The following is an 18,844-nucleotide window of genomic DNA, read 5'->3' as shown; positions in this document are numbered from 1 at the left end:
ATGATCAACGCAGCCTAGGTTGATTCTCCCCAGTAGCGCAAGGCGCACGGGCCTCCGTTGCTTTGCCGAGTACTTGAGCCGCCGTACGGATCAGCCAGCAGGCGAGAATGAAGGGAGCGGTCAGGGTGGGCAGGCCGATAGCAGCAAACATCGGCGTCAGCAGCAGCGCAAGTGCAATGCCGACCAGTGGCAGCCATGACTGCTGGCGCTGCGAGCTGAAGGCGAGGGCGGCGAGCACGGCGTTATAGCCACCGAGGCCGAGCAGACCGGTATAGAAGTCGTGGTGCAACAGGCTCCAACCCAAGCCTGCAACAGACGCCAGCAACGCCCAGCAGAAGGCGCGACGATCAGCGATCAGCAAACCGGCGGCAATCAACGCCCCGGCCAGCGGATGACCGAGGAACATCACCTGGCCGAGACCTTTGAGTGGTGCGGCGAGCACGTTCAGCGTGTTGATTTCGATCAAGTGCGCCTGGGTCGAGGGCGTGGCGAAACACAGCAGCAACCAGCTCATCCCCACGAACGGCGCGGTGTAGGTGGGCAGGTATTGGCTAAACCGGTCGCGCTTGAGCCACTGTTGAGTGAGCATCGCGCTCAGGCCGCCGCAGGCAATGATCACCAGCGGCAGCACGGCGGACCACGGGAAATACAGGCTCAGCAACAAGCCGAGCAATACCCCGTTGTAACTGAACAACCCGGCCTGGCGATCGGCCTTGGCGTAGCCGCGACGTTGCGCAGTCAGCAATCCGGCGACGCCACCCAACAGCGCCCCGCCGAGCAGCGTCGGCGCGGTAAACAGAATGGCCAACAGGCACAGCAGACCAAACAGCGGATGGCGCTGGAGGAAGATCTGGCTGAAGCCGTTGAGCAGGGCAGTGGCCCAATCGGGGCAGTGGGTGTTGAAGTGATTGGCAGGCATGGTAGGTCTGGAAGTCAAAGGGAGCGAGTCGGTCGAGCGCGACCCCGGCTGATCGCCAGCAGGCTGGCTCCCACACTGAATCTCTGTTCAGTCTTGATTTCATGATCGACACAAAACCAATGTGGGAGCCAGCCTGCTGGCGATGAGGTCGGTATGGGCGCTCTAGATCAATGTTTCGATGCGCAAGGAGTTAGTCGACCCCGGCTGCCCAAACGGCACACCCGCAGTGATCAATAAGGTGTCGCCACGCTTGGCCATGCCCTGGGCCTGGGCAATCTCCAGCGCCGTCGAACACACCTCGTCCACCTGCCGCAGGCGATCATTGACCACCGAGTGCACGCCCCACGCGACGGTCAGACGACGAGCGGTTTGCTGGTTCGGGGTCAGGTTGAGAATCGGCACCGTCGGCCGCTCCCGCGCCGCACGCAAACTTGATGTGCCGGACTCGCTGTAGTTCACCAGCACGGCCACTGGCAGCACATTGCTGATACGACGAATCGCACAGCTGATCGCGTCGGAAACCGTCGCCTCGGCTTTTGGTCGGCTCACGTCCAGTTGCGTCTGATAGTCCGGGCCGTTTTCCACCTGGCGGATGATCTTGCTCATCATCTGCACCGCTTCCAGCGGATATTCACCGGACGCGGTTTCTGCCGACAGCATCACCGCATCCGCCCCTTCGGCCACGGCGTTGGCCACGTCGGTGACCTCGGCGCGGGTCGGGGCCGGGGAGAAGCGCATCGACTCCAGCATCTGCGTGGCCACCACCACCGGTTTGCCGAGCTGACGGCAGATGCCGATGATGTTTTTCTGAATCTGCGGCACGCTTTCGGCCGGCACTTCTACGCCCAGATCACCGCGAGCGACCATGATCGCGTCGCTCAACTCAGCGATTTCCCGCAGATGAATCACCGCCGATGGCTTCTCGATCTTGGCCATCAAAAACGCTTTGTCGCCGATCAGTTCGCGGGCTTCGCGAACGTCTTCCGGACGTTGCACAAACGACAACGCCACCCAGTCCACACCCAACTCCAGACCGAAGCTCAAATCACGGCGATCCTTGGCGGTCAGCGGGCTCAGCTCCAGCACCGCTTGCGGCACGTTCACACCTTTACGGTCCGACAATTCGCCGCCATTGAGCACGGTGGTGTCGATCGCGTCGGAGTACTTGGTCACCACGCGAAGCCGCAGCTTGCCGTCGTCCAGCAGCAGGTCCATACCAGGCTGCAGCGCCGCGATGATTTCAGGGTGAGGCAGGTTAACCCGGCGTTCATCGCCTGGCGTCGGGTCCAGGTCCAGGCGCAGGGCTTGACCGCGATGCAGTTGCACCTTGCCTTCAGCGAATTTGCCGACCCGCAGTTTCGGACCTTGCAGGTCCATCAGAATGCCCAACGGATAATTCAGCTGGCGCTCGACTTCACGAATCCACTGGTAGCGCTGAGCATGGTCGGCATGATCGCCGTGGCTGAAGTTCAAGCGGAAAATGTTGACCCCGGCCTTCACCAGTTCGCGGATGTCGTCGATGCCTTCGGTGGCGGGGCCGAGGGTGGCGAGGATTTTAACCTTCTTGTCAGGCGTCATGTTTAGGGCTCTCAAGAATCAGGATGGCGCGGAAGTCGTTGACGTTGGTGCGGGTCGGTTCGGTGACGATCAGGGCGTCCAGCGCCTCGAAATAGCCGTAGCCATTGTTGTTGTCGAGTTCGTCGCTGGCGCTCAAGCCGAGGGCAGCGGCACGGGCGTAGCTGTCCGGGGTCATGATCGCGCCGGCGTTGTCTTCGGAACCGTCGATGCCATCGGTGTCACCGGCCAGGGCGTAGACGCCCGGCAGGCCTTTGAGGCTGTCGGTCAGGCTCAGCAGAAATTCGGCGTTGCGCCCGCCACGACCATTGCCGCGCACGGTCACGGTGGTTTCACCGCCCGAGAGAATCACGCAGGGCGTCGCCAATGGCTGACCGTGCAGCACGACCTGCCGGGCGATGCCGGCGTGGACCTTGGCCACTTCGCGGGATTCGCCTTCCAGATCGCCGAGGATCAGCGGGCTGAAACCGGCCTGCCGCGCTTTCACGGCGGCCGCTTCCAGCGACTGCTGTGGACGGGCGATCAACTGGAAGTGACTGCGCGCCAGGCTCGGATCGCCGGGTTTGACCGTCTCCGATTCCGGGCTTTGCAGCCAGTTGCGCACCGAGACCGGAACCTCGATGCCGTATCGCTTGAGGATCGCCAGTGCTTCAGCCGAAGTGCTGGGGTCGGCCACGGTCGGGCCGGAAGCGATGACCGTGGCGAGGTCACCCGGCACATCGGAAATCGCGTAGGTATAAACAGTGGCCGGCCAGCAGGCCTTGCCGAGGCGACCGCCCTTGATCGCCGAGAGGTGCTTGCGCACGCAGTTCATCTCGCCGATGGTCGCGCCGGATTTGAGCAGGGCTTTGTTGATCGATTGCTTGTCGGCCAGGGTGATGCCCGCCGCCGGCAGCGCCAGCAGTGCGGAGCCGCCGCCCGAAAGCAGGAAGATCACGCGGTCGTCTTCGGTCAGGTTGCTGACCAGTTCAAAGACACGCTTGGCGACGGCCTGACCTGCCGCGTCCGGCACCGGATGGGCCGCTTCGACCACTTCGATTTTTTCGCACGGGGCGCCGTGACCGTAACGCGTCACCACCAGACCGCTGACTTCACCTTCCCAGCAACGCTCGACCACTTGCGCCATGGCGGCGGCCGCTTTGCCGGCACCGATGACGATTACCCGACCGCTGCGATCTTTGGGCAAATGAGCTTCGAGGACTTGTTGCGGATGGGCAGCGTCGATGGCTGTGGCAAACAGCTCGCGCAGGAATTGTTGCGGATCGACCGACATGGCGGGCTCCCGGAATTCTTGTTATTGGGGTTGGAGCAACTCGGGTCCTTGTGGGAGCCAGCCTGCTGGCGATTCAGGCGCTGAGGTCTATCAGACACACCGCGTTGATTTCATCGCCAGCAGGCTGGCTCCCACAGTGGATTGGTGCAGGGCTTACTTATCGCGAATCGAGAAATTCGCCATGTGCTCCAGGCCCTTGATCAGCGCCGAGTGGTCCCAGTTGCTGCCACCGATGGCCGCGCAGGTGCTGAACACTTGCTGGGTATTGGCGGTATTCGGCAGATTGATGTTCAGTTCCTTGGCACCTTGCAGGGCCAGGTTCAGGTCCTTCTGGTGCAGGCTGATGCGGAAGCCTGGGTCGAAGGTGCCTTTGATCATGCGCTCGCCGTGCACTTCAAGGATCTTCGAGGAAGCGAAACCACCCATCAGCGCTTCACGCACCTTGGCCGGATCCGCGCCGTTTTTCGAGGCGAACAGCAGGGCTTCGGCCACTGCCTGGATGTTCAGCGCCACGATGATCTGGTTCGCCACTTTCGCGGTTTGACCGTCGCCGTTACCGCCCACCAGGGTGATGTTCTTGCCCATGGCCTGGAACAGCGGCAGAGCGCGTTCGAAGGCATCGGCATCGCCGCCGACCATGATGCTCAGGCTTGCGGCCTTGGCGCCGACTTCACCGCCAGACACCGGCGCGTCGAGGTATTGCGCGCCTTTTTCATTGATTTTGGCCGCGAACGCTTTGGTGGCGGTGGGCGAGATCGAGCTCATGTCGATGACGATTTTGCCTTTGCCGACACCGGCTGCAACGCCGTCGGCGCGGAACAATACGTCATCGACCTGTGGGGTATCCGGCACCATGACGATGATGAATTCGGCTTCTTGTGCGACTTCTTTCGGGTTCGCCAGGGCGACGGCGCCAGCGGCAATCAGGTCAGCAGGCGCGGCGTCGTGGTGCGCCGACAGGAACAGGCTGTGACCGGCTTTCTGCAGGTTCAACGCCATTGGGTGGCCCATGATGCCGGTGCCGATAAATCCGATTTTAGCCATGACTAATTCCTCTTGTTTTTATTGCTGCTTCTAGCAAATAGGGGGAGTGCTTCTATGTGGGAGCGAGCCTGCTCGCGAATGCGGTAGAACATTCAATATCCGTGTTGACTGAACCACCGCATTCGCGAGCAGGCTCGCTCCCACAGGGATCTGTGTCAGATCGCGTTATGGGTTTTCAGCCAACCCAGGCCTGCTTCAGTGGTGGTCAGCGGCTTGTATTCGCAACCCACCCAGCCCTGATAACCGATGCGGTCCAGGTGTTCGAACAGGAAGCGGTAGTTGATTTCACCGGTGCCTGGTTCGTTGCGCCCCGGGTTGTCGGCCAACTGGATGTGGTTGATCTCGCCCAGGTGCGCGGCCATGGTGCGGGCCAGGTCGCCCTCCATGATTTGCATGTGGTAGATGTCGTATTGCAGGAACAGATTGGCGCTGCCGACCTGTTCGCGAATCGACAGTGCTTGTGCGGTGTTGTTCAGGTAGAAACCCGGGATGTCGCGGGTGTTGATCGCTTCCATCACCAGCTTGATGCCCGCCGCTTGCAGCTTGTCGGCCGCGTACTTGAGGTTGGCGACGAAGGTGTTTTCCACGGTGGCATCGTCGATACCCTGAGGACGAATACCCGCCAGGCAGTTGACCTGGGTGTTGCCCAGCACTTTGGCGTAAGCAATCGCCAGATCGACACCGGCGCGGAACTCTTCAACCCGATCCGGCAGACAGGCGATACCACGTTCGCCCTTGGCCCAGTCACCGGCCGGCAGGTTGAACAACACTTGAGTCAGACCATTGGCATCGAGCTTGGCCTTGATCTCGGCGGAGCTGAAGTCATAGGGGAACAGGTACTCGACACCACTGAAACCGGCCTTGGCGGCCGCTTCGAAACGGGCAAGAAAATCCTGCTCAGTGAACAGCATGGACAGGTTGGCTGCGAAACGCGGCATGGTGGTCTCCCGTAAAAATAGGTGCCCTGTAGCAGCTGCCGAGGCACGAGGCTGCGTTGGGCTGCGAAGCGGCCCCCGACGGCGGTCCTGCGGACACGCAACGCAGCCTCGTGCCTCGGCAGCTGCTACAGGTTTCAGGTCATTTTAATCAAGCATCGAAATCGCCGTTGGTGCGTCGTTGCCGACCAGCGCCAGGTCTTCGAATTCGTTGATGGCGTTGATCTCGGTGCCCATGGAAATGTTGGTCACGCGCTCCAGAATAATCTCGACGATCACCGGTACCTTGAACTCTTCGATCAGTTCTTGAGCCTTGCGCAGGGCAGGCTGGATCTGAGCCGGTTCAAACACTCGCAGTGCCTTGCAGCCGAGGCCTTCGGCCACCGCGACGTGATCGACACCGTAACCGTTGAGTTCCGGAGCGTTCAGGTTATCGAAGGACAGTTGAACGCAGTAGTCCATGTCGAAACCGCGCTGAGCCTGACGAATCAGCCCCAGGTACGAATTGTTTACCACAACGTGGATGTACGGCAGCTTGAACTGCGCGCCCACTGCCAATTCTTCGATCATGAACTGGAAATCATAGTCGCCCGAGAGCGCCACGACCTTGCGGGTCGGATCGGCCTTGACCACGCCCAGTGCCGCCGGAATGGTCCAGCCCAGCGGGCCGGCCTGACCGCAGTTGATCCAGTGACGCGGCTTGTAGACGTGCAGGAACTGCGCGCCGGCAATCTGCGACAGACCGATGGTGCTGACGTAGCAGGTGTCTTTGCCGAACACCTGGTTCATCTCTTCATAGACGCGCTGCGGCTTGACCGGCACGTTGTCGAAGTGTGTCTTGCGGTGCAGGCTGGCTTTGCGCTGCTGGCAGTCTTGCAGCCACGCGCTGCGGTTTTTCAGCTTGCCGGCGGCTTGCCATTCGCGAGCGACTTCGATGAACACGGTCAATGCGGCGGCAGCGTCGGAGACGATGCCCAGGTCCGGGTTGAACACGCGGCCGATCTGGGTCGGTTCGATGTCGACGTGAATGAACTTGCGGCCTTCGGTGTACACATCGATCGAGCCGGTGTGGCGGTTGGCCCAACGGTTACCGACGCCCAGCACCAGGTCGGATTTGAGCATCGTCGCGTTGCCGTAGCGGTGCGAGGTTTGCAGACCGACCATGCCGACCATCAACGGGTGATCGTCCGGGATGGTGCCCCAGCCCATCAGGGTCGGAATGACTGGAATGCCGGTGAGCTCGGCGAACTCGACCAGCAGGTCGCTGGCGTCGGCGTTGATGATGCCGCCACCGGCCACCAGCAATGGGCGCTCAGCCTGATCGAGCATGGCCAGGGCCTTCTCGATTTGCACGCGGTTCGCAGTCGGCTTGGCCAGCGGCAGGGGTTGGTAAGCGTCGATGTCGAATTCGATTTCCGCCATCTGCACGTCGAACGGCAGGTCGATCAGCACCGGGCCTGGACGGCCGGAGCGCATTTCGTAGAAGGCTTTCTGGAACGCGTAAGGCACCTGGCCCGGTTCCATGACCGTGGTTGCCCACTTGGTCACTGGCTTGACGATGGCGGTGATGTCGACGGCCTGGAAATCTTCCTTGTGCATACGGGCCCGCGGTGCCTGGCCGGTGATGCAGAGGATCGGGATCGAGTCGGCCGAGGCGCTGTAAAGCCCGGTGACCATGTCCGTACCGGCAGGGCCGGAAGTGCCGATGCACACGCCAATGTTGCCGGCCTTGGTGCGGGTGTAACCCTCGGCCATGTGCGAGGCGCCTTCAACGTGGCGAGCGAGGACGTGATCGATGCCACCGACCTTCTGCAAGGCGGAGTACAGCGGGTTGATCGCGGCGCCTGGGATGCCAAAAGCGGTATCAACCCCTTCACGGCGCATCACCAGAACGGCGGCTTCGATTGCTCTCATTTTGCTCATGGTTTTGTGCCTCTTACGTTTTGTAATTGTATACAAGTGGCTTTGCGCAGAGTGTATTCACGGCGGACGGCGCAGGTCAATCCATTTTCTCAAGCGCTTGTTTCATTCGTCTGAAGCCCAATCTTCTGTGGCTTTTCGTCGCATGTGGCGCTTTTCGAGAATTATTGTATACAAAAAAATAGCTCATTGTGTTCTATTTGTTGCATCGGTCTGCGGCACAACGGCGCAGTCCAACGGCTTTCCGAAAAACAAAATGAGGACGGCACCATGAGCGCTTTAACCTTGAAAGTCGCAGTCAACCTGATCAATCAGGCCATTTGCGCAGGGCGTGCAATCTCGGCGGCTCCATTGACCATTGCGGTACTGGATGCCGGCGGGCACCTGATCACTCTGCAACGCGAAGACGGCGCCAGCCTGCTACGCCCGCAGGTCGCCATCGGCAAAGCCTGGGGCGCAATCGCGCTGGGCAAAGGCTCACGCTTGTTGGCGCTGGATGCGCAACAACGCCCGGCCTTTATTGCGGCCCTTAATAGTCTGGGGCAGGGCAGCGTAGTGCCGGCACCGGGTGGTGTGCTGATTCGGGATCAGGGCGGTAACGTGCTGGGGGCGGTGGGGATTAGCGGTGATCTATCGGATGTGGATGAGCAATGTGCGATCAATGCGATCGAGGCGCTGGGGTTGACGGCGGATGCTGGGGTTGCTGCTTGAATTTGTATGGATTGATCTAACGTCATCGCCAGCAGGCTGGCTCCCACAGGGGATTTGTGTACGCCACAGATTCAGTGTGGGAGCTAGCCTGCTAGCGATGGCGGACTACCAGACACATCCAGCTAAATGTCTGCCCCGCCCTTGGGTGAAATCAGGTCTAGCCTTCTTCATTAATTAATCATGCAAGGGCAAAGGAATGCCTGATCTACCCGCCTCAAATCGCTTGCGCATCGGCCGTTATACCGAATCCAATCGGATTTACCTGCTAACCACCAATACACACGACCGAAAACCAATATTCAAAGACTTCACCTTGGGTAGGGCGGTGGTTTATCAATTTCGCTGCGCTCAAAATCAAGGTACGGCCAAATCATTGGCCTGGGTTGTCATGCCCGATCATTTTCATTGGTTGGTTGAACTGCAGCAGGGATCATTGGCTGACCTCATGCAGAAAACCAAATCAATGAGCACCAAAACGGTAAATCAATTTACCGGCCGCAAGGTCACACTTTGGCAGAAAGGCTTTCATGACCGGGCACTGCGGCGAGAGGAAGATCTGGTGAAGGTGGCGCGATATGTCGTGGCCAACCCATTGCGGTCTGGCCTGGTTGAAAAGCTAGGCGACTATCCGCTGTGGGATGCTATCTGGGTTTGAGCTGAAATCGAGTTCTCTTCATCGCTAGCAGGCTAGCTCCCACATGGATCTGCGGTGTACACAATCCCTGTGGGAGCTAGCCTGCTAGCGATAAATACACCGCGGTGTATCAGTCCGGCTCACACCCCTTGAGCACCAACCGAATTATCGTCTGTGCCGCCGCCTCGTAATCAGCCTCATCCAGCTTGGCTTTTCCGGTAATAGCGGTGATCTGCCAGTCAAAGTCGGCATAGGTCTGGGTCGCGGCCCAGATGCTGAACATCAGGTGGTTGGGGTCGATGGCGGCGATCTGGCCGCGGTCGATCCAGGTCTGGATGCAGTCGATGTTGTGTCTGGCCTGACCGTTGAGCTGTTCGACCAGGTCAGGGCTCAAGTGCGGAGCTCCGTGCATGATTTCGCTGGCGAACACTTTCGAGGCGAACGGCAAGTCGCGGGAGATACGGATTTTCGAGCGAATGTAGCCGCTCAGCACTTCGCTGGGCTCGCCGTCTGCGTTGAACGGGGTCGAGGCCTGCAGAATCGGCTCGATGATACTTTCCAGGACCTCGCGGTAGAGGTTTTCCTTGGATTTGAAGTAGTAGTAGACGTTGGGTTTGGGCAACCCCGCCTTGGCCGCGATGTCACTGGTTTTGGTCGCAGCGAAGCCCTTGTCGGCAAATTCCTCACTGGCGGCACGCAGGATCAGTTCTTTGTTGCGCTCGCGGATAGTGCTCATAAACCAAGGGGTTCCTTGCCTGTTCTGGCGGTTGCGCATGGTATCACCGGGCTCGCGCGGCGCTCAAGAATGCCCCGTGTGGCGTGCCGTCGCGCTATGCTGCATGGCATTCATCCAAGAAGGAAACCTGATTCATGGCAGGAAGCAGTTTGCTGGTGCTGCTCGACGACATCGCCGCGGTACTCGACGATGTCGCCTTGATGACCAAAATGGCCGCCCAAAAGACCGCCGGTGTGCTTGGCGACGATCTGGCACTCAACGCCCAGCAGGTCAGCGGTGTGCGTGCCGATCGGGAAATCCCGGTGGTTTGGGCGGTCGCCAAAGGCTCGTTTCGCAACAAACTGATCCTGGTGCCATCGGCATTGGCCATCAGCGCGTTCATACCATGGCTGGTCACGCCGTTGTTGATGGTTGGCGGCGCTTACCTGTGCTTTGAAGGATTCGAAAAACTCGCGCACAAATTCCTGCACAGCAAGGCTGAAGACCAGGCCGAACATGCGGAACTGGTTGAGGCGGTGGCCGATCCAGCGGTCGATCTGGTGGCCTTCGAACAGGACAAGATCAAGGGCGCAGTGCGGACCGACTTCATCCTCTCGGCAGAAATCATCGCCATCACCCTCGGCATCGTGGCGGATGCGTCGCTGACCCAGCAAGTGATCGTGCTCTCTGGCATTGCCATTATCATGACCATCGGCGTGTATGGCCTGGTGGCGGGCATCGTCAAACTCGACGACCTTGGTTTGTGGTTGAGCCAAAAGTCGCGCCCGTTGGCCAAAAGCATCGGCGGTATGATTTTGCGAGCGGCACCGTACTTGATGAAAAGCCTGTCGGTGATTGGTACGGCAGCGATGTTCCTGGTCGGTGGCGGGATCCTGACTCACGGCGTGCCGGCGGTTCATCACTGGATCGAAAGCGTCAGTGCCGCGGCGAGCGGTGCCGGGTTTATTGTGCCGACGTTGCTGAACGGGGTGGCGGGGATTGTCGCGGGGGCAGTGGTGCTGGCGGGTGTGCTGGTCGCCAGCAAAATCTGGAAAGCGCTGAAAGGCTAGAACCTGACACTATCCCGCAGGGGATGTGGTGTGGCGGGAATGTAAAAAGGCCATTCGACTCACATCGAATGGCCTTTTTTGTTGCCGTCGGATTTACTCGGCGATCTGCAACTTGCGTGCCTCGGTGTACACGAATCGCACTTTCTCGTACTCGAACGGGGAGTTCAACTGGCCATAACGGAAGTTGGTCTGGTTGCGTTTGTCGATACCGCGCAGGATCCAGACTTCAGGGTGGTTGGAGCTGACTTCAGCCACGTTCAGGAAGTTGATCGCCGACTCTACGGTGAAGTCCACCGCCAGGCCGCCGGTGTCGCGGATGTTGGACGGCCCGATAATGGGCAGGACGAAGTAGGCGCCGCCCGGTACACCGTAGAACCCGAGCGTCTGACCGAAGTCTTCGTTTTGACGCTTTAGGCCCATGGCGGTGGCCGGGTCCCACAGGCCGGCGATGCCGATGGTGGTGTTGAGCAGCAGGCGCCCAGTGGTTTCCATCGAGCGCTTGCCTTTGAACTGCAACAGGCTGTTCACAAGGTTCGGCACATCACCGAGGTTGTTGAAGAAGTTGCTGACGCCGGTGCGCAAAAAGCTTGGCGTGATATAGCGATAGCCGTCGACTACGGGCAGGAACACCCATTGATCGAAGCGGTAGTTGAAGTGATAAACCCGACGGTTCCACTCTTCCAGTGGGTCGTAGACGTTAAGTGCGTTGAGCGTTGAGCGTTCGAACTCGCGCTGATCCAGCCCTGGGTTGAATTTGAGCTTGCTCAGCGGCTCCTTGAAGCCGTCACTGTCGACCACAACAGGCGCGTTGGCTTTGCTGTTGTCGGCATTGGCGACGCCTGCACAGAGTAACGCGGCGATTAGCAGGAGGTATTTAGCCACGGAAGAACTCCAGCATGGCGTCGCTGTTGACGCGGTAGTTAAGGTTGCCGCAATGGCCGCCGTATGGATAAACGGTCAAGCGATTGCCGAAAGTCTTGCGCAGGAAACCGAGGTCGCCAGGGCCAAGGATCACGTCGTCGGCGTTGTGCATCACCGAGATTTTCGGGCTGTTGTGCAGGTAATCCTTGAGGGCGTAGAGGCTCACTTGGTCGATCAGTTGCAGCAGGCTGCCGCCGTCGGTGCGGGCACGCCACATGGGGATGACCTGTTCGGTGATGTAGCAGTCGAAGTCGCACTGCAGTGCACGCCTGAGGAACGGCGTGAGGCTGGTGCCTTCTGTGATCGGGAATTTCGGTGGTGTGATCAGGCCGCGACGGTTGATCAGATCCGAGGTGAAGGCAATGTCGGCCGACGAAAAGCGGAAAGACGTGCCGATCAGCATGGCCATCTGTTCGTTGGTCAGGTGCTCCTTGGACTGCTGGATGTCATAGAGCAGGGCATCGTTGAGGTCGATGTAGCCTTTCTCCTGGAAGTAGCGGGTCAGTTTGTTCAGCACTACTTCGTAAAACGTAGTGCTGGAATTAATGCCCTTGACCTCGGTCTGGACCAGCTTGTCCAGGTTGGTTATCGAGGTGTACAGGTTGACCGGCGGGTTGAGGAGCAAGACTTTCTTGAAGTTGAAGCTGCGGCGTGTCTCGTCCAGGTGTGCGACAAACGCCGCGTCCAGGGCGCCCAGGCTGTAACCGGTCAAGTAGTAATCGGTGATGGGCAGTTTTGGATGTTGTGCCCGCACGGCCTGCATCACCCGATACAGGTCTTCGGCGTCCTCCTTGCTGACGCCCGGAGTGGCGAAGCGCGAGGCGGCGCTCATGAAGTCGAAGCTGGTCGGCGACGACAGCTGCACCACATGGTAGCCGGCCTGGTAGTAGAGCTTTTTCAGGTATTCGTTGTGGCTGCTGTCATAGCGTGCGCCGGTGCCGGCAATCAGAAAGATCAGCGGTGCGGCTTTATCCTGCGTCGCGATGCGGTAGGTGAGCTTCTTTACAGCCCAGAAGTTGTCGGGCAGTTCGAACTCGCGTTCCGGGCGCAGCGAGATGGTGCGATCCTCCTGATCGATGTCTTCGTTGCGCGGCAATTCCGGACGCAGGTCAGGAGGTGTCGTGGCGATGGTCGCCTCGAACGGGTTGGTCAAGGGGTAGCCATAACCGGCGGCGTCTACATCGACCGCCAGTGCGGACGCACTCAATATAAGGCCGCCAAAAAGGGCGGCGAAGCGCAAGGAACGGAGCATGACTAGATCCCTTAGAATAAGGTGCCGAATGAAGTTCGCAGGCTATGACCATCGAGGCTGCGCCAAAGTGCCACGCATCGGCACCAAAGAGGCTTGTTTCCGGTAATAGTAGCTGGACGATACACTTTGAAGCGATTTCGTGACCAGTTTTTGTTGCTTACGTTTGCATACCGCAGTCGGGGGATTAAGCTGGCCGCCGTTTTCGCCTATTGGAGTGTTTCATGTCCCGTCGTCTGTCGGTGGTTTTACTACTCGTTTTGTTGCCTTTATGGCTGGCTGCCAGTTACGGCGCGCGTTATGGCTTTATGGAGGATGCGCAGTGGGTGGGCCTTTGCGTGGACGAGGCGAGCCGTTGGGAATGTGCGGTTCGTTCGAACCTGGGCTTGATGATTCACTTCAATATGTTGGGTTGGGCAGCGATCGCGGCAGCGGTGCTCGGCTTCGTGCTGCCGGGCCAGACAGGCTGGTGGCTGGCGGTGCTGGCGCTGGTGTTCGGGTTTCCGGCGTTGGCGTTGTACAACACGACGCTGGCTGTTTTTGCGGTGGTGATTGCGGGACTGCGTCTGGTCCGGGCGTCTCGTAGCGCCTGATAAATCGCCATCGCGGGCAAGCCCGCTCCCACAGGATTCAGGCGATCCCTGTGGGAGCGGGCTTGCCCGCGATGAGGCCAAAAGCTTCGCTCAAGATTAAGCTTTGCGAACCCGCAAACTGCGCCACAACGCCAATACCATCAGCACACTCACCAGCGCCCAACCCCAGGCCTGCTGGTTCTGCAAGCCTTCACGGTACAGCTGCGGCGCAATGCCTGCGCCAATAATGAAGCTCAGCAATGCAATTTCCCGACGTGGCACGCTGACCGGGCGGCACAGGTAAACCAGTGCCGGCAGAATAAATGCCACACTCGGGAAACTGCGATAACGCGGATCGAACACCAGCTCCAGCATCATCACCGCTGCAGCAAACCCCGCCGTCGCAAGCAGCCAGCCAGCCCGGCGTTCCAGCGCGTTGAATGTCCGCTCACGCCAACCGGTGCGAGCGCTCAATGTCAGTGCGGCATGAGCCAGTACCAACAGATTCAAAGCCGTCAGCAGCGCCACCCACACCCATTCGCTCGCAAACCGCGTGGTAACGCGAGCCAGATCACCCCACGCGCCAATCGAGCAAGCCGCCAGCGCGCCGAGCAGTGGCAGTACCAGCGCTGCGCGAGTGCTGCGAACGCGGCCACCGAGGATCAGTGTGCCGAGGAAAATCAAGCCACCCACCGCGAGCCATTGCGACCAGTACGGCACATTGGTCACTGGGCCTGCCAGTACGCCCTTGTCCTGACGATCCGCGTCGAACAGTCCCCAGTAACCGCCGACCGCGCCTTCACTGGCACGTTTCCACGGCTGGTCGAAAGCTTCAATCAGGTTGTAATGCCAGCCTTGCTGTTCAGCCATGGCGACAAAACCGCGAATGAATTTGGCTTCATTGACCCGGCTCGGCAGGGCGGTCTCACGTTGACGACCTTCGCTGGGCCAGCCGGTTTCCCCGATCATCACGTCCTTGGGGGCGAATTTGTTGCCGAACACCTGACGCACTTCGGCCACATGTTGCAGGGCCGCATCGATGTTCGAGGGATCATCTTCCCAGTACGGCAGCAAGTGGATGGTCAGGAAGTCGACTGCCGGGGCGATTTCCGGGTGCTTGAGCCAGAACTCCCAGACGTCGGCATAAGTGACAGGTTGTTTAACCTGGCTTTTGACCTTGTTAATCAGCCGGGCCAGTTGTGCGCCGGTGATCTCTTTGCGCAGCAGGGTTTCGTTGCCGACGATGACCGCGGTCACCACGTCGGCGTTGGCGTTCGCCGAGGCGATTAGCAGGTCGACCTCTTTCTCGGTGTCGACCGGATTGCTGTTGACCCAGGCACCAATCATCAGTTTCAGACCATGCTTGCGTGCCAGATCAGGCAGGGCTTCCAGGCCGGTCATGGAATAGGTGCGGATGCATTCGAAGCTCTTGGCCAGCAGTGCAAGGTCGGCGTCCATGCGCTCCGGGCGCAATTTGAACGGCTGATCGAACGGTGATTGGTCCTTGTCGAACGGGGTGTAGGAGGCGCATTGCAGTTTGTGCGTTGCGCTGGCCACGTCCGGCAGAATCACCGGTTGACCGAGGCCGTACCAAAAGCCACCGAAGGCAAATAGCCCCAGCAGGCAGGCGAATAAATAAGCAAAAAAAGGAAAGCGTGATGTCGCGGGCATGGTCGGGGCGTCTGGGAGCAAAGCCGCGCATGTTACCTGCATTTGCCGCGGATCAGGTGCCCTGCATAACGTTGACATGCAAAGTTCGAGCGGATCGGTCGGGGTGTTTGCGTTACTCACGAACTATGGCTTTCTGATGTCGTTTCTCGGTGCTTTGAGGTCGCTGGTAGAGCAGGTCGCGGTTGCCGTGAGGTTGATGATCGACGCATCAGTGCTCCCATGAATAAATCACGCTGATGTTCGAAAGGGTTTGCGGTGGGCGTGATGGGGGCGCTGTGCACCATAACTATACGTTGACGCGACTCGGCATCCGTCGAGCGCAGCACTTTCGGGGAAGTAACGATGAAGATGCGACGACTTTTAGGCGCAGGTGCCGCTCTGGTGCTTGCGATCGGCTCCACCATGGCCAGTGCCGAGAGCAAGACCTTGAGCATCGGTTACGTTGACGGTTGGTCCGACAGCGTCGCGACGACTCACGTAGCGGCAGAAGTGATCAAACAGAAACTGGGTTATGACGTGAAGCTGCAAGCCGTCGCCACCGGGATCATGTGGCAGGGTGTGGCCACCGGCAAACTCGACGCCATGTTATCGGCGTGGCTGCCGGTGACACACGGTGATTACTGGACCAAGAACAAGGACCAGGTCGTTGATTACGGTCCGAACTTCAAAGATGCAAAAATCGGTTTGATCGTGCCGGAGTACGTCAAGGCCAAAACCATCGGCGATCTGAAAACCGATGACAGCTTCAAAAACCGCATCGTCGGTATCGACGCCGGTTCAGGCGTGATGATCAAGTCCGAACAGGCCATCAAGGATTACGACCTGACCGGGTATCAACTCAAGGCCAGTTCCGGCGCCGGCATGATTGCCGAGCTGACCCGTGCCGAGAAGAAAAACGAATCCATCGCGGTGACCGGTTGGGTGCCGCACTGGATGTTTGCCAAGTGGAAACTGCGCTTCCTGGACGATCCGAAAGGCGTTTATGGCGCCGCTGAAACGGTCAATAACATCGGCAGCAAAGAACTCGCCACCAAAGCGCCGGAAGTGGCCAAGTTCCTGAAAAACTTCCAGTGGGCGTCGAAAGACGAAATTGGCGAGGTCATGTTGGCGATTCAGGATGGCGCCAAGCCTGAAGCTGCAGCGAAAGATTGGGTGGCCAAACACCCGGAGCGCGTTGCCGACTGGACCAAATGATTTGAGCTGAAGCGTCTAATCTGAACCTCTAAAGGCCCCTTGGCAGTAATGCCAAGGGGCCTTTTGCTTTTTTCGGTGGGAGCGAGCCTGCTGGAAAATGGCGATTCTGTCATGGCGTTCTAAGACTAAGGTCGTCTGGAACCTGTTTCCCAGCCGCATAGAGTGGATACCGTTCCAACAATAATCTGTGCTGCGAGGATAAAAACAATGAACGACAGCATTTACCTCTCGATTCAAAACAGCCCGCGCTTCAAGGAGCTGGTCAGTAAGAGGGAGCGATTCGCCTGGATACTGTCAGCGATCATGCTAGGGCTTTACTCCGGATTCATCCTGTTGATTGCTTACGGGCCAAAATTGCTGGGGGCGAAAATCAGCCCTGAGTCTTCGATTACCTGGGGAATTCCGATTGGTGTCGGGCTGATTCTCTCGGCCTTTATCCTGACGGCAATCTACGTACGACGCGCCAATGGCGAATTCGACGACCTGAACAATGCGATTCTCAAGGAGGCTCAGCAATGATCCGGCGTCTAATGGCTCTATTGAGCGTTGCAGCATTCGCACCGGGGGCCTGGGCGGCTGACGCCTTGACCGGTGCCGTGACCAAACAACCGCTGAACGTTCCCGCGATCCTGATGTTCGTGGCGTTCGTCGGCGCGACTTTGTATATCACTTACTGGGCCTCCAAGAAAAACAACTCGGCCGCCGACTACTATGCGGCGGGCGGCAACATCACCGGTTTCCAGAATGGACTGGCAATTGCCGGTGACTACATGTCCGCGGCGTCCTTCCTGGGGATTTCCGCCCTGGTGTTCACGTCCGGCTACGACGGCCTGATCTACTCGATCGGCTTCCTGGTGGGCTGGCCGATCATTCTGTTCCTGATCGCCGAGCGCCTGCGTAACCTGGGTAAATACACTTTTGCCGACGTGGCGTCCTACCGCCTCGGGCAAACCCAGATCCGCTCGCTGTCCGCTTGCGGCTCGCTGGTGGTGGTGGCGTTCTACCTGATCGCGCAGATGGTCGGTGCCGGCAAGCTGATCCAGCTGTTGTTCGGCCTCGACTACCACGTCGCGGTCATCCTGGTCGGTATCCTGATGTGCATGTACGTGTTGTTCGGCGGCATGCTGGCGACCACCTGGGTGCAGATCATCAAGGCTGTGCTGTTGCTGTCCGGTGCTTCGTTCATGGCGCTGATGGTGATGAAACACGTCAACTTCGACTTCAACATGCTGTTTTCCGAGGCGATCAAGGTTCACCCTAAAGCCGAGGCGATCATGAGCCCTGGCGGTCTGGTGAAAGATCCGATCTCTGCGTTCTCTCTGGGCCTGGCACTGATGTTCGGTACCGCTGGCCTGCCGCATATCCTGATGCGCTTCTTCACCGTGAGTGACGCGAAAGAAGCTCGCAAGAGCGTGCTGTATGCAACCGGCTTCATTGGTTATTTCTACATCCTGACTTTTATTATCGGCTTCGGCGCGATCCTGCTGGTCAGCACCAACCCGGTTTTCAAAGATGCGGCTGGCGCGCTGTTGGGCGGTAACAACATGGCGGCGGTGCACCTGGCCAACGCGGTGGGTGGCAGTATTTTCCTCGGCTTCATCTCGGCGGTAGCGTTCGCGACCATTCTGGCAGTGGTTGCCGGTCTGACCCTGGCCGGTGCATCGGCGGTGTCTCATGACCTGTATGCCAGCGTAATCAAGAAGGGCAAGGCTAACGAGAAAGACGAGATTCGCGTCTCGAAAATCACCACCATCGCTTTGGCGGTGCTGGCGATCGGCCTGGGCATTCTGTTCGAAAGCCAGAACATCGCGTTCATGGTAGGCCTGGCGTTCTCCATCGCGGCAAGTTGCAACTTCCCGGTGCTGCTGCTTTCCATGTACTGGAAGAAGCTGACCACCCGCGGTGCGATGATCGGCGGCTGGTTGGGGCTGATCAGTGCTGTTGGCTTGATGATTCTTGGTCCAACCATTTGGGTGCAGATCCTGCATCACGAGAAGGCGATCTTCCCGTATGAATACCCGGCGCTGTTCTCGATGGCGATTGCCTTTGTCGGTATCTGGTTCTTCTCGATCACTGACAAGTCGACCGCTGGCGCCAACGAGCGCGCGCTGTTCTTCCCTCAGTTTGTTCGTTCGCAGACTGGTTTGGGGGCGAGTGGGGCGGTTTCGCACTAAGGCTTATATATAAGTCGCGTTAAAACGAATGCCCCGATCGAGAGATTGGGGCATTTTTTATTGGGCGGTTATCGCACTCCGTATCGCTTTTGCGCAAAAGTTGCCTGGTCTTTGATCGGATACATATCCGTTTCTGCGGTTATGCCACTTATGGTTCCGCTCTTACAGCGGGTCACTTGTGCGCCCAGCATGGGCGCCATCCTAGAGGTGAAAGTCCTCTCTTGAGCTGGCCACAGCGAATGAAGCGAAGCGCAACTGCATGAGGGT

Annotated in this window: 17 protein-coding genes; 7 read left to right on the top strand and 10 right to left on the bottom strand. The window is 59.0% G+C overall.

Annotated features, from left to right (window positions below; genetic code table 11):
* Window positions 1–4: 4 nt before the first annotated feature.
* The 6 genes from J2Y56_RS20565 to gcl all read right to left on the bottom strand — a co-directional run bounded on the left by J2Y56_RS20565 (window position 5) and on the right by gcl (window position 7,669).
* Window positions 5–919: an urea transporter gene (locus tag J2Y56_RS20565; protein WP_310352300.1), complete on the bottom strand. Its 915-nt coding sequence runs from the start codon at window positions 917–919 to the stop codon at window positions 5–7.
* A gap of 162 nt (window positions 920–1,081) precedes the next feature.
* The gene (gene pyk / locus J2Y56_RS20560; protein WP_007946731.1) at window positions 1,082–2,497 is read right to left on the bottom strand and encodes a pyruvate kinase; all 1,416 of its coding nucleotides are present in this window, start codon (window positions 2,495–2,497) and stop codon (window positions 1,082–1,084) included.
* Entirely contained in the window at window positions 2,487–3,767 is a 1,281-nt protein-coding gene (locus tag J2Y56_RS20555; RefSeq protein ID WP_310352291.1) for a glycerate kinase, read from the bottom strand. Before J2Y56_RS20555 ends, pyk begins: the two co-directional genes overlap by 11 nt.
* Window positions 3,768–3,920: 153 nt before the next feature.
* Window positions 3,921–4,811, bottom strand: coding sequence for a 2-hydroxy-3-oxopropionate reductase (locus J2Y56_RS20550; RefSeq protein WP_007946729.1), 891 nt, complete (start codon window positions 4,809–4,811; stop codon window positions 3,921–3,923).
* A 155-nt stretch (window positions 4,812–4,966) separates the two neighbouring features.
* Complete coding sequence (hyi, locus tag J2Y56_RS20545) at window positions 4,967–5,749, bottom strand: hydroxypyruvate isomerase (RefSeq protein WP_007946728.1); 783 nt, start codon at window positions 5,747–5,749, stop codon at window positions 4,967–4,969.
* A gap of 144 nt (window positions 5,750–5,893) precedes the next feature.
* The gene (gene gcl / locus J2Y56_RS20540) at window positions 5,894–7,669 is read right to left on the bottom strand and encodes a glyoxylate carboligase (protein ID WP_007946727.1); all 1,776 of its coding nucleotides are present in this window, start codon (window positions 7,667–7,669) and stop codon (window positions 5,894–5,896) included.
* Window positions 7,670–7,936: 267 nt separating this feature from the next.
* Here gcl and J2Y56_RS20535 point away from each other — a divergent pair, with 267 nt between their 5' ends.
* Window positions 7,937–8,377, top strand: coding sequence for a heme-binding protein (locus J2Y56_RS20535; protein ID WP_007946726.1), 441 nt, complete (start codon window positions 7,937–7,939; stop codon window positions 8,375–8,377).
* Window positions 8,378–8,573: 196 nt separating this feature from the next.
* Complete coding sequence (locus tag J2Y56_RS20530; RefSeq protein ID WP_310352287.1) at window positions 8,574–9,032, top strand: REP-associated tyrosine transposase; 459 nt, start codon at window positions 8,574–8,576, stop codon at window positions 9,030–9,032.
* Window positions 9,033–9,141: 109 nt separating this feature from the next.
* Here J2Y56_RS20530 and J2Y56_RS20525 read toward each other — a convergent pair whose 3' ends face one another.
* Window positions 9,142–9,747: a TetR/AcrR family transcriptional regulator gene (locus tag J2Y56_RS20525; protein WP_007946724.1), complete on the bottom strand. Its 606-nt coding sequence runs from the start codon at window positions 9,745–9,747 to the stop codon at window positions 9,142–9,144.
* Between the two features lie 134 nt (window positions 9,748–9,881).
* Here J2Y56_RS20525 and J2Y56_RS20520 point away from each other — a divergent pair, with 134 nt between their 5' ends.
* Window positions 9,882–10,796: a DUF808 domain-containing protein gene (locus J2Y56_RS20520; protein WP_310352284.1), complete on the top strand. Its 915-nt coding sequence runs from the start codon at window positions 9,882–9,884 to the stop codon at window positions 10,794–10,796.
* 93 nt (window positions 10,797–10,889) lie between these two features.
* Here the strand turns inward: J2Y56_RS20520 and J2Y56_RS20515 are convergent, their stop codons facing one another.
* Together J2Y56_RS20515 and J2Y56_RS20510 are read right to left on the bottom strand one after the other, a co-directional pair.
* Window positions 10,890–11,678 carry a VacJ family lipoprotein gene (locus tag J2Y56_RS20515; protein ID WP_007946722.1) on the bottom strand — a complete coding sequence of 263 codons (789 nt, stop codon included), beginning with the start codon at window positions 11,676–11,678 and terminating at the stop codon, window positions 10,890–10,892.
* Window positions 11,671–12,969, bottom strand: coding sequence for a serine/threonine protein kinase (locus tag J2Y56_RS20510; RefSeq protein WP_310352281.1), 1,299 nt, complete (start codon window positions 12,967–12,969; stop codon window positions 11,671–11,673). Before J2Y56_RS20510 ends, J2Y56_RS20515 begins: the two co-directional genes overlap by 8 nt.
* A 221-nt stretch (window positions 12,970–13,190) precedes the next feature.
* Here J2Y56_RS20510 and J2Y56_RS20505 point away from each other — a divergent pair, with 221 nt between their 5' ends.
* The gene (locus J2Y56_RS20505) at window positions 13,191–13,559 is read left to right on the top strand and encodes a hypothetical protein (RefSeq protein WP_007946718.1); all 369 of its coding nucleotides are present in this window, start codon (window positions 13,191–13,193) and stop codon (window positions 13,557–13,559) included.
* A 96-nt stretch (window positions 13,560–13,655) separates the two neighbouring features.
* Here the strand turns inward: J2Y56_RS20505 and J2Y56_RS20500 are convergent, their stop codons facing one another.
* Complete coding sequence (locus J2Y56_RS20500) at window positions 13,656–15,251, bottom strand: beta (1-6) glucans synthase (RefSeq protein ID WP_310337289.1); 1,596 nt, start codon at window positions 15,249–15,251, stop codon at window positions 13,656–13,658.
* 300 nt (window positions 15,252–15,551) lie between these two features.
* Between J2Y56_RS20500 and J2Y56_RS20495 the strand changes: the two genes are divergently transcribed.
* The 3 genes from J2Y56_RS20495 to J2Y56_RS20485 all read left to right on the top strand — a co-directional run bounded on the left by J2Y56_RS20495 (window position 15,552) and on the right by J2Y56_RS20485 (window position 18,577).
* A complete protein-coding gene (locus J2Y56_RS20495; protein WP_007944344.1) occupies window positions 15,552–16,403 on the top strand; it encodes a glycine betaine ABC transporter substrate-binding protein in 852 nt (283 codons plus the stop codon).
* A 207-nt stretch (window positions 16,404–16,610) separates the two neighbouring features.
* Window positions 16,611–16,922, top strand: coding sequence for a DUF485 domain-containing protein (locus J2Y56_RS20490; RefSeq protein WP_007944343.1), 312 nt, complete (start codon window positions 16,611–16,613; stop codon window positions 16,920–16,922).
* Window positions 16,919–18,577 (top strand): cation acetate symporter, encoded by a 1,659-nt coding sequence (locus J2Y56_RS20485; RefSeq protein ID WP_007944342.1) that lies wholly within the window; start codon window positions 16,919–16,921, stop codon window positions 18,575–18,577. The genes J2Y56_RS20490 and J2Y56_RS20485 overlap by 4 nt, the downstream gene beginning before the upstream one ends.
* Window positions 18,578–18,844 lie beyond the last annotated feature (267 nt).

The sequence above is a fragment of the Pseudomonas sp. BE134 genome (assembly GCF_031456105.1).
Classification (GTDB): domain Bacteria; phylum Pseudomonadota; class Gammaproteobacteria; order Pseudomonadales; family Pseudomonadaceae; genus Aquipseudomonas.
This window is presented reverse-complemented; position numbering and strand designations above follow the sequence as displayed.

Excerpts from the sequence above, each read along its gene's own strand:
- J2Y56_RS20485 (WP_007944342.1), top strand. The coding sequence starts at position 16,919 with ATGATCCGGCGTCTAATGGCTCTATTGAGCGTTGCAGCATTCGCACCG.
- J2Y56_RS20550 (WP_007946729.1), bottom strand. The coding sequence starts at position 4,811 with ATGGCTAAAATCGGATTTATCGGCACCGGCATCATGGGCCACCCAATG.
- hyi (WP_007946728.1), bottom strand. The coding sequence starts at position 5,749 with ATGCCGCGTTTCGCAGCCAACCTGTCCATGCTGTTCACTGAGCAGGAT.
- J2Y56_RS20510 (WP_310352281.1), bottom strand. The coding sequence starts at position 12,969 with ATGCTCCGTTCCTTGCGCTTCGCCGCCCTTTTTGGCGGCCTTATATTG.
- J2Y56_RS20500 (WP_310337289.1), bottom strand. The coding sequence starts at position 15,251 with ATGCAGGTAACATGCGCGGCTTTGCTCCCAGACGCCCCGACCATGCCC.
- J2Y56_RS20530 (WP_310352287.1), top strand. The coding sequence starts at position 8,574 with ATGCCTGATCTACCCGCCTCAAATCGCTTGCGCATCGGCCGTTATACC.
- gcl (WP_007946727.1), bottom strand. The coding sequence starts at position 7,669 with ATGAGCAAAATGAGAGCAATCGAAGCCGCCGTTCTGGTGATGCGCCGT.
- J2Y56_RS20520 (WP_310352284.1), top strand. The coding sequence starts at position 9,882 with ATGGCAGGAAGCAGTTTGCTGGTGCTGCTCGACGACATCGCCGCGGTA.
- pyk (WP_007946731.1), bottom strand. The coding sequence starts at position 2,497 with ATGACGCCTGACAAGAAGGTTAAAATCCTCGCCACCCTCGGCCCCGCC.
- J2Y56_RS20565 (WP_310352300.1), bottom strand. The coding sequence starts at position 919 with ATGCCTGCCAATCACTTCAACACCCACTGCCCCGATTGGGCCACTGCC.
- J2Y56_RS20495 (WP_007944344.1), top strand. The coding sequence starts at position 15,552 with ATGAAGATGCGACGACTTTTAGGCGCAGGTGCCGCTCTGGTGCTTGCG.
- J2Y56_RS20525 (WP_007946724.1), bottom strand. The coding sequence starts at position 9,747 with ATGAGCACTATCCGCGAGCGCAACAAAGAACTGATCCTGCGTGCCGCC.
- J2Y56_RS20505 (WP_007946718.1), top strand. The coding sequence starts at position 13,191 with ATGTCCCGTCGTCTGTCGGTGGTTTTACTACTCGTTTTGTTGCCTTTA.
- J2Y56_RS20490 (WP_007944343.1), top strand. The coding sequence starts at position 16,611 with ATGAACGACAGCATTTACCTCTCGATTCAAAACAGCCCGCGCTTCAAG.
- J2Y56_RS20555 (WP_310352291.1), bottom strand. The coding sequence starts at position 3,767 with ATGTCGGTCGATCCGCAACAATTCCTGCGCGAGCTGTTTGCCACAGCC.
- J2Y56_RS20535 (WP_007946726.1), top strand. The coding sequence starts at position 7,937 with ATGAGCGCTTTAACCTTGAAAGTCGCAGTCAACCTGATCAATCAGGCC.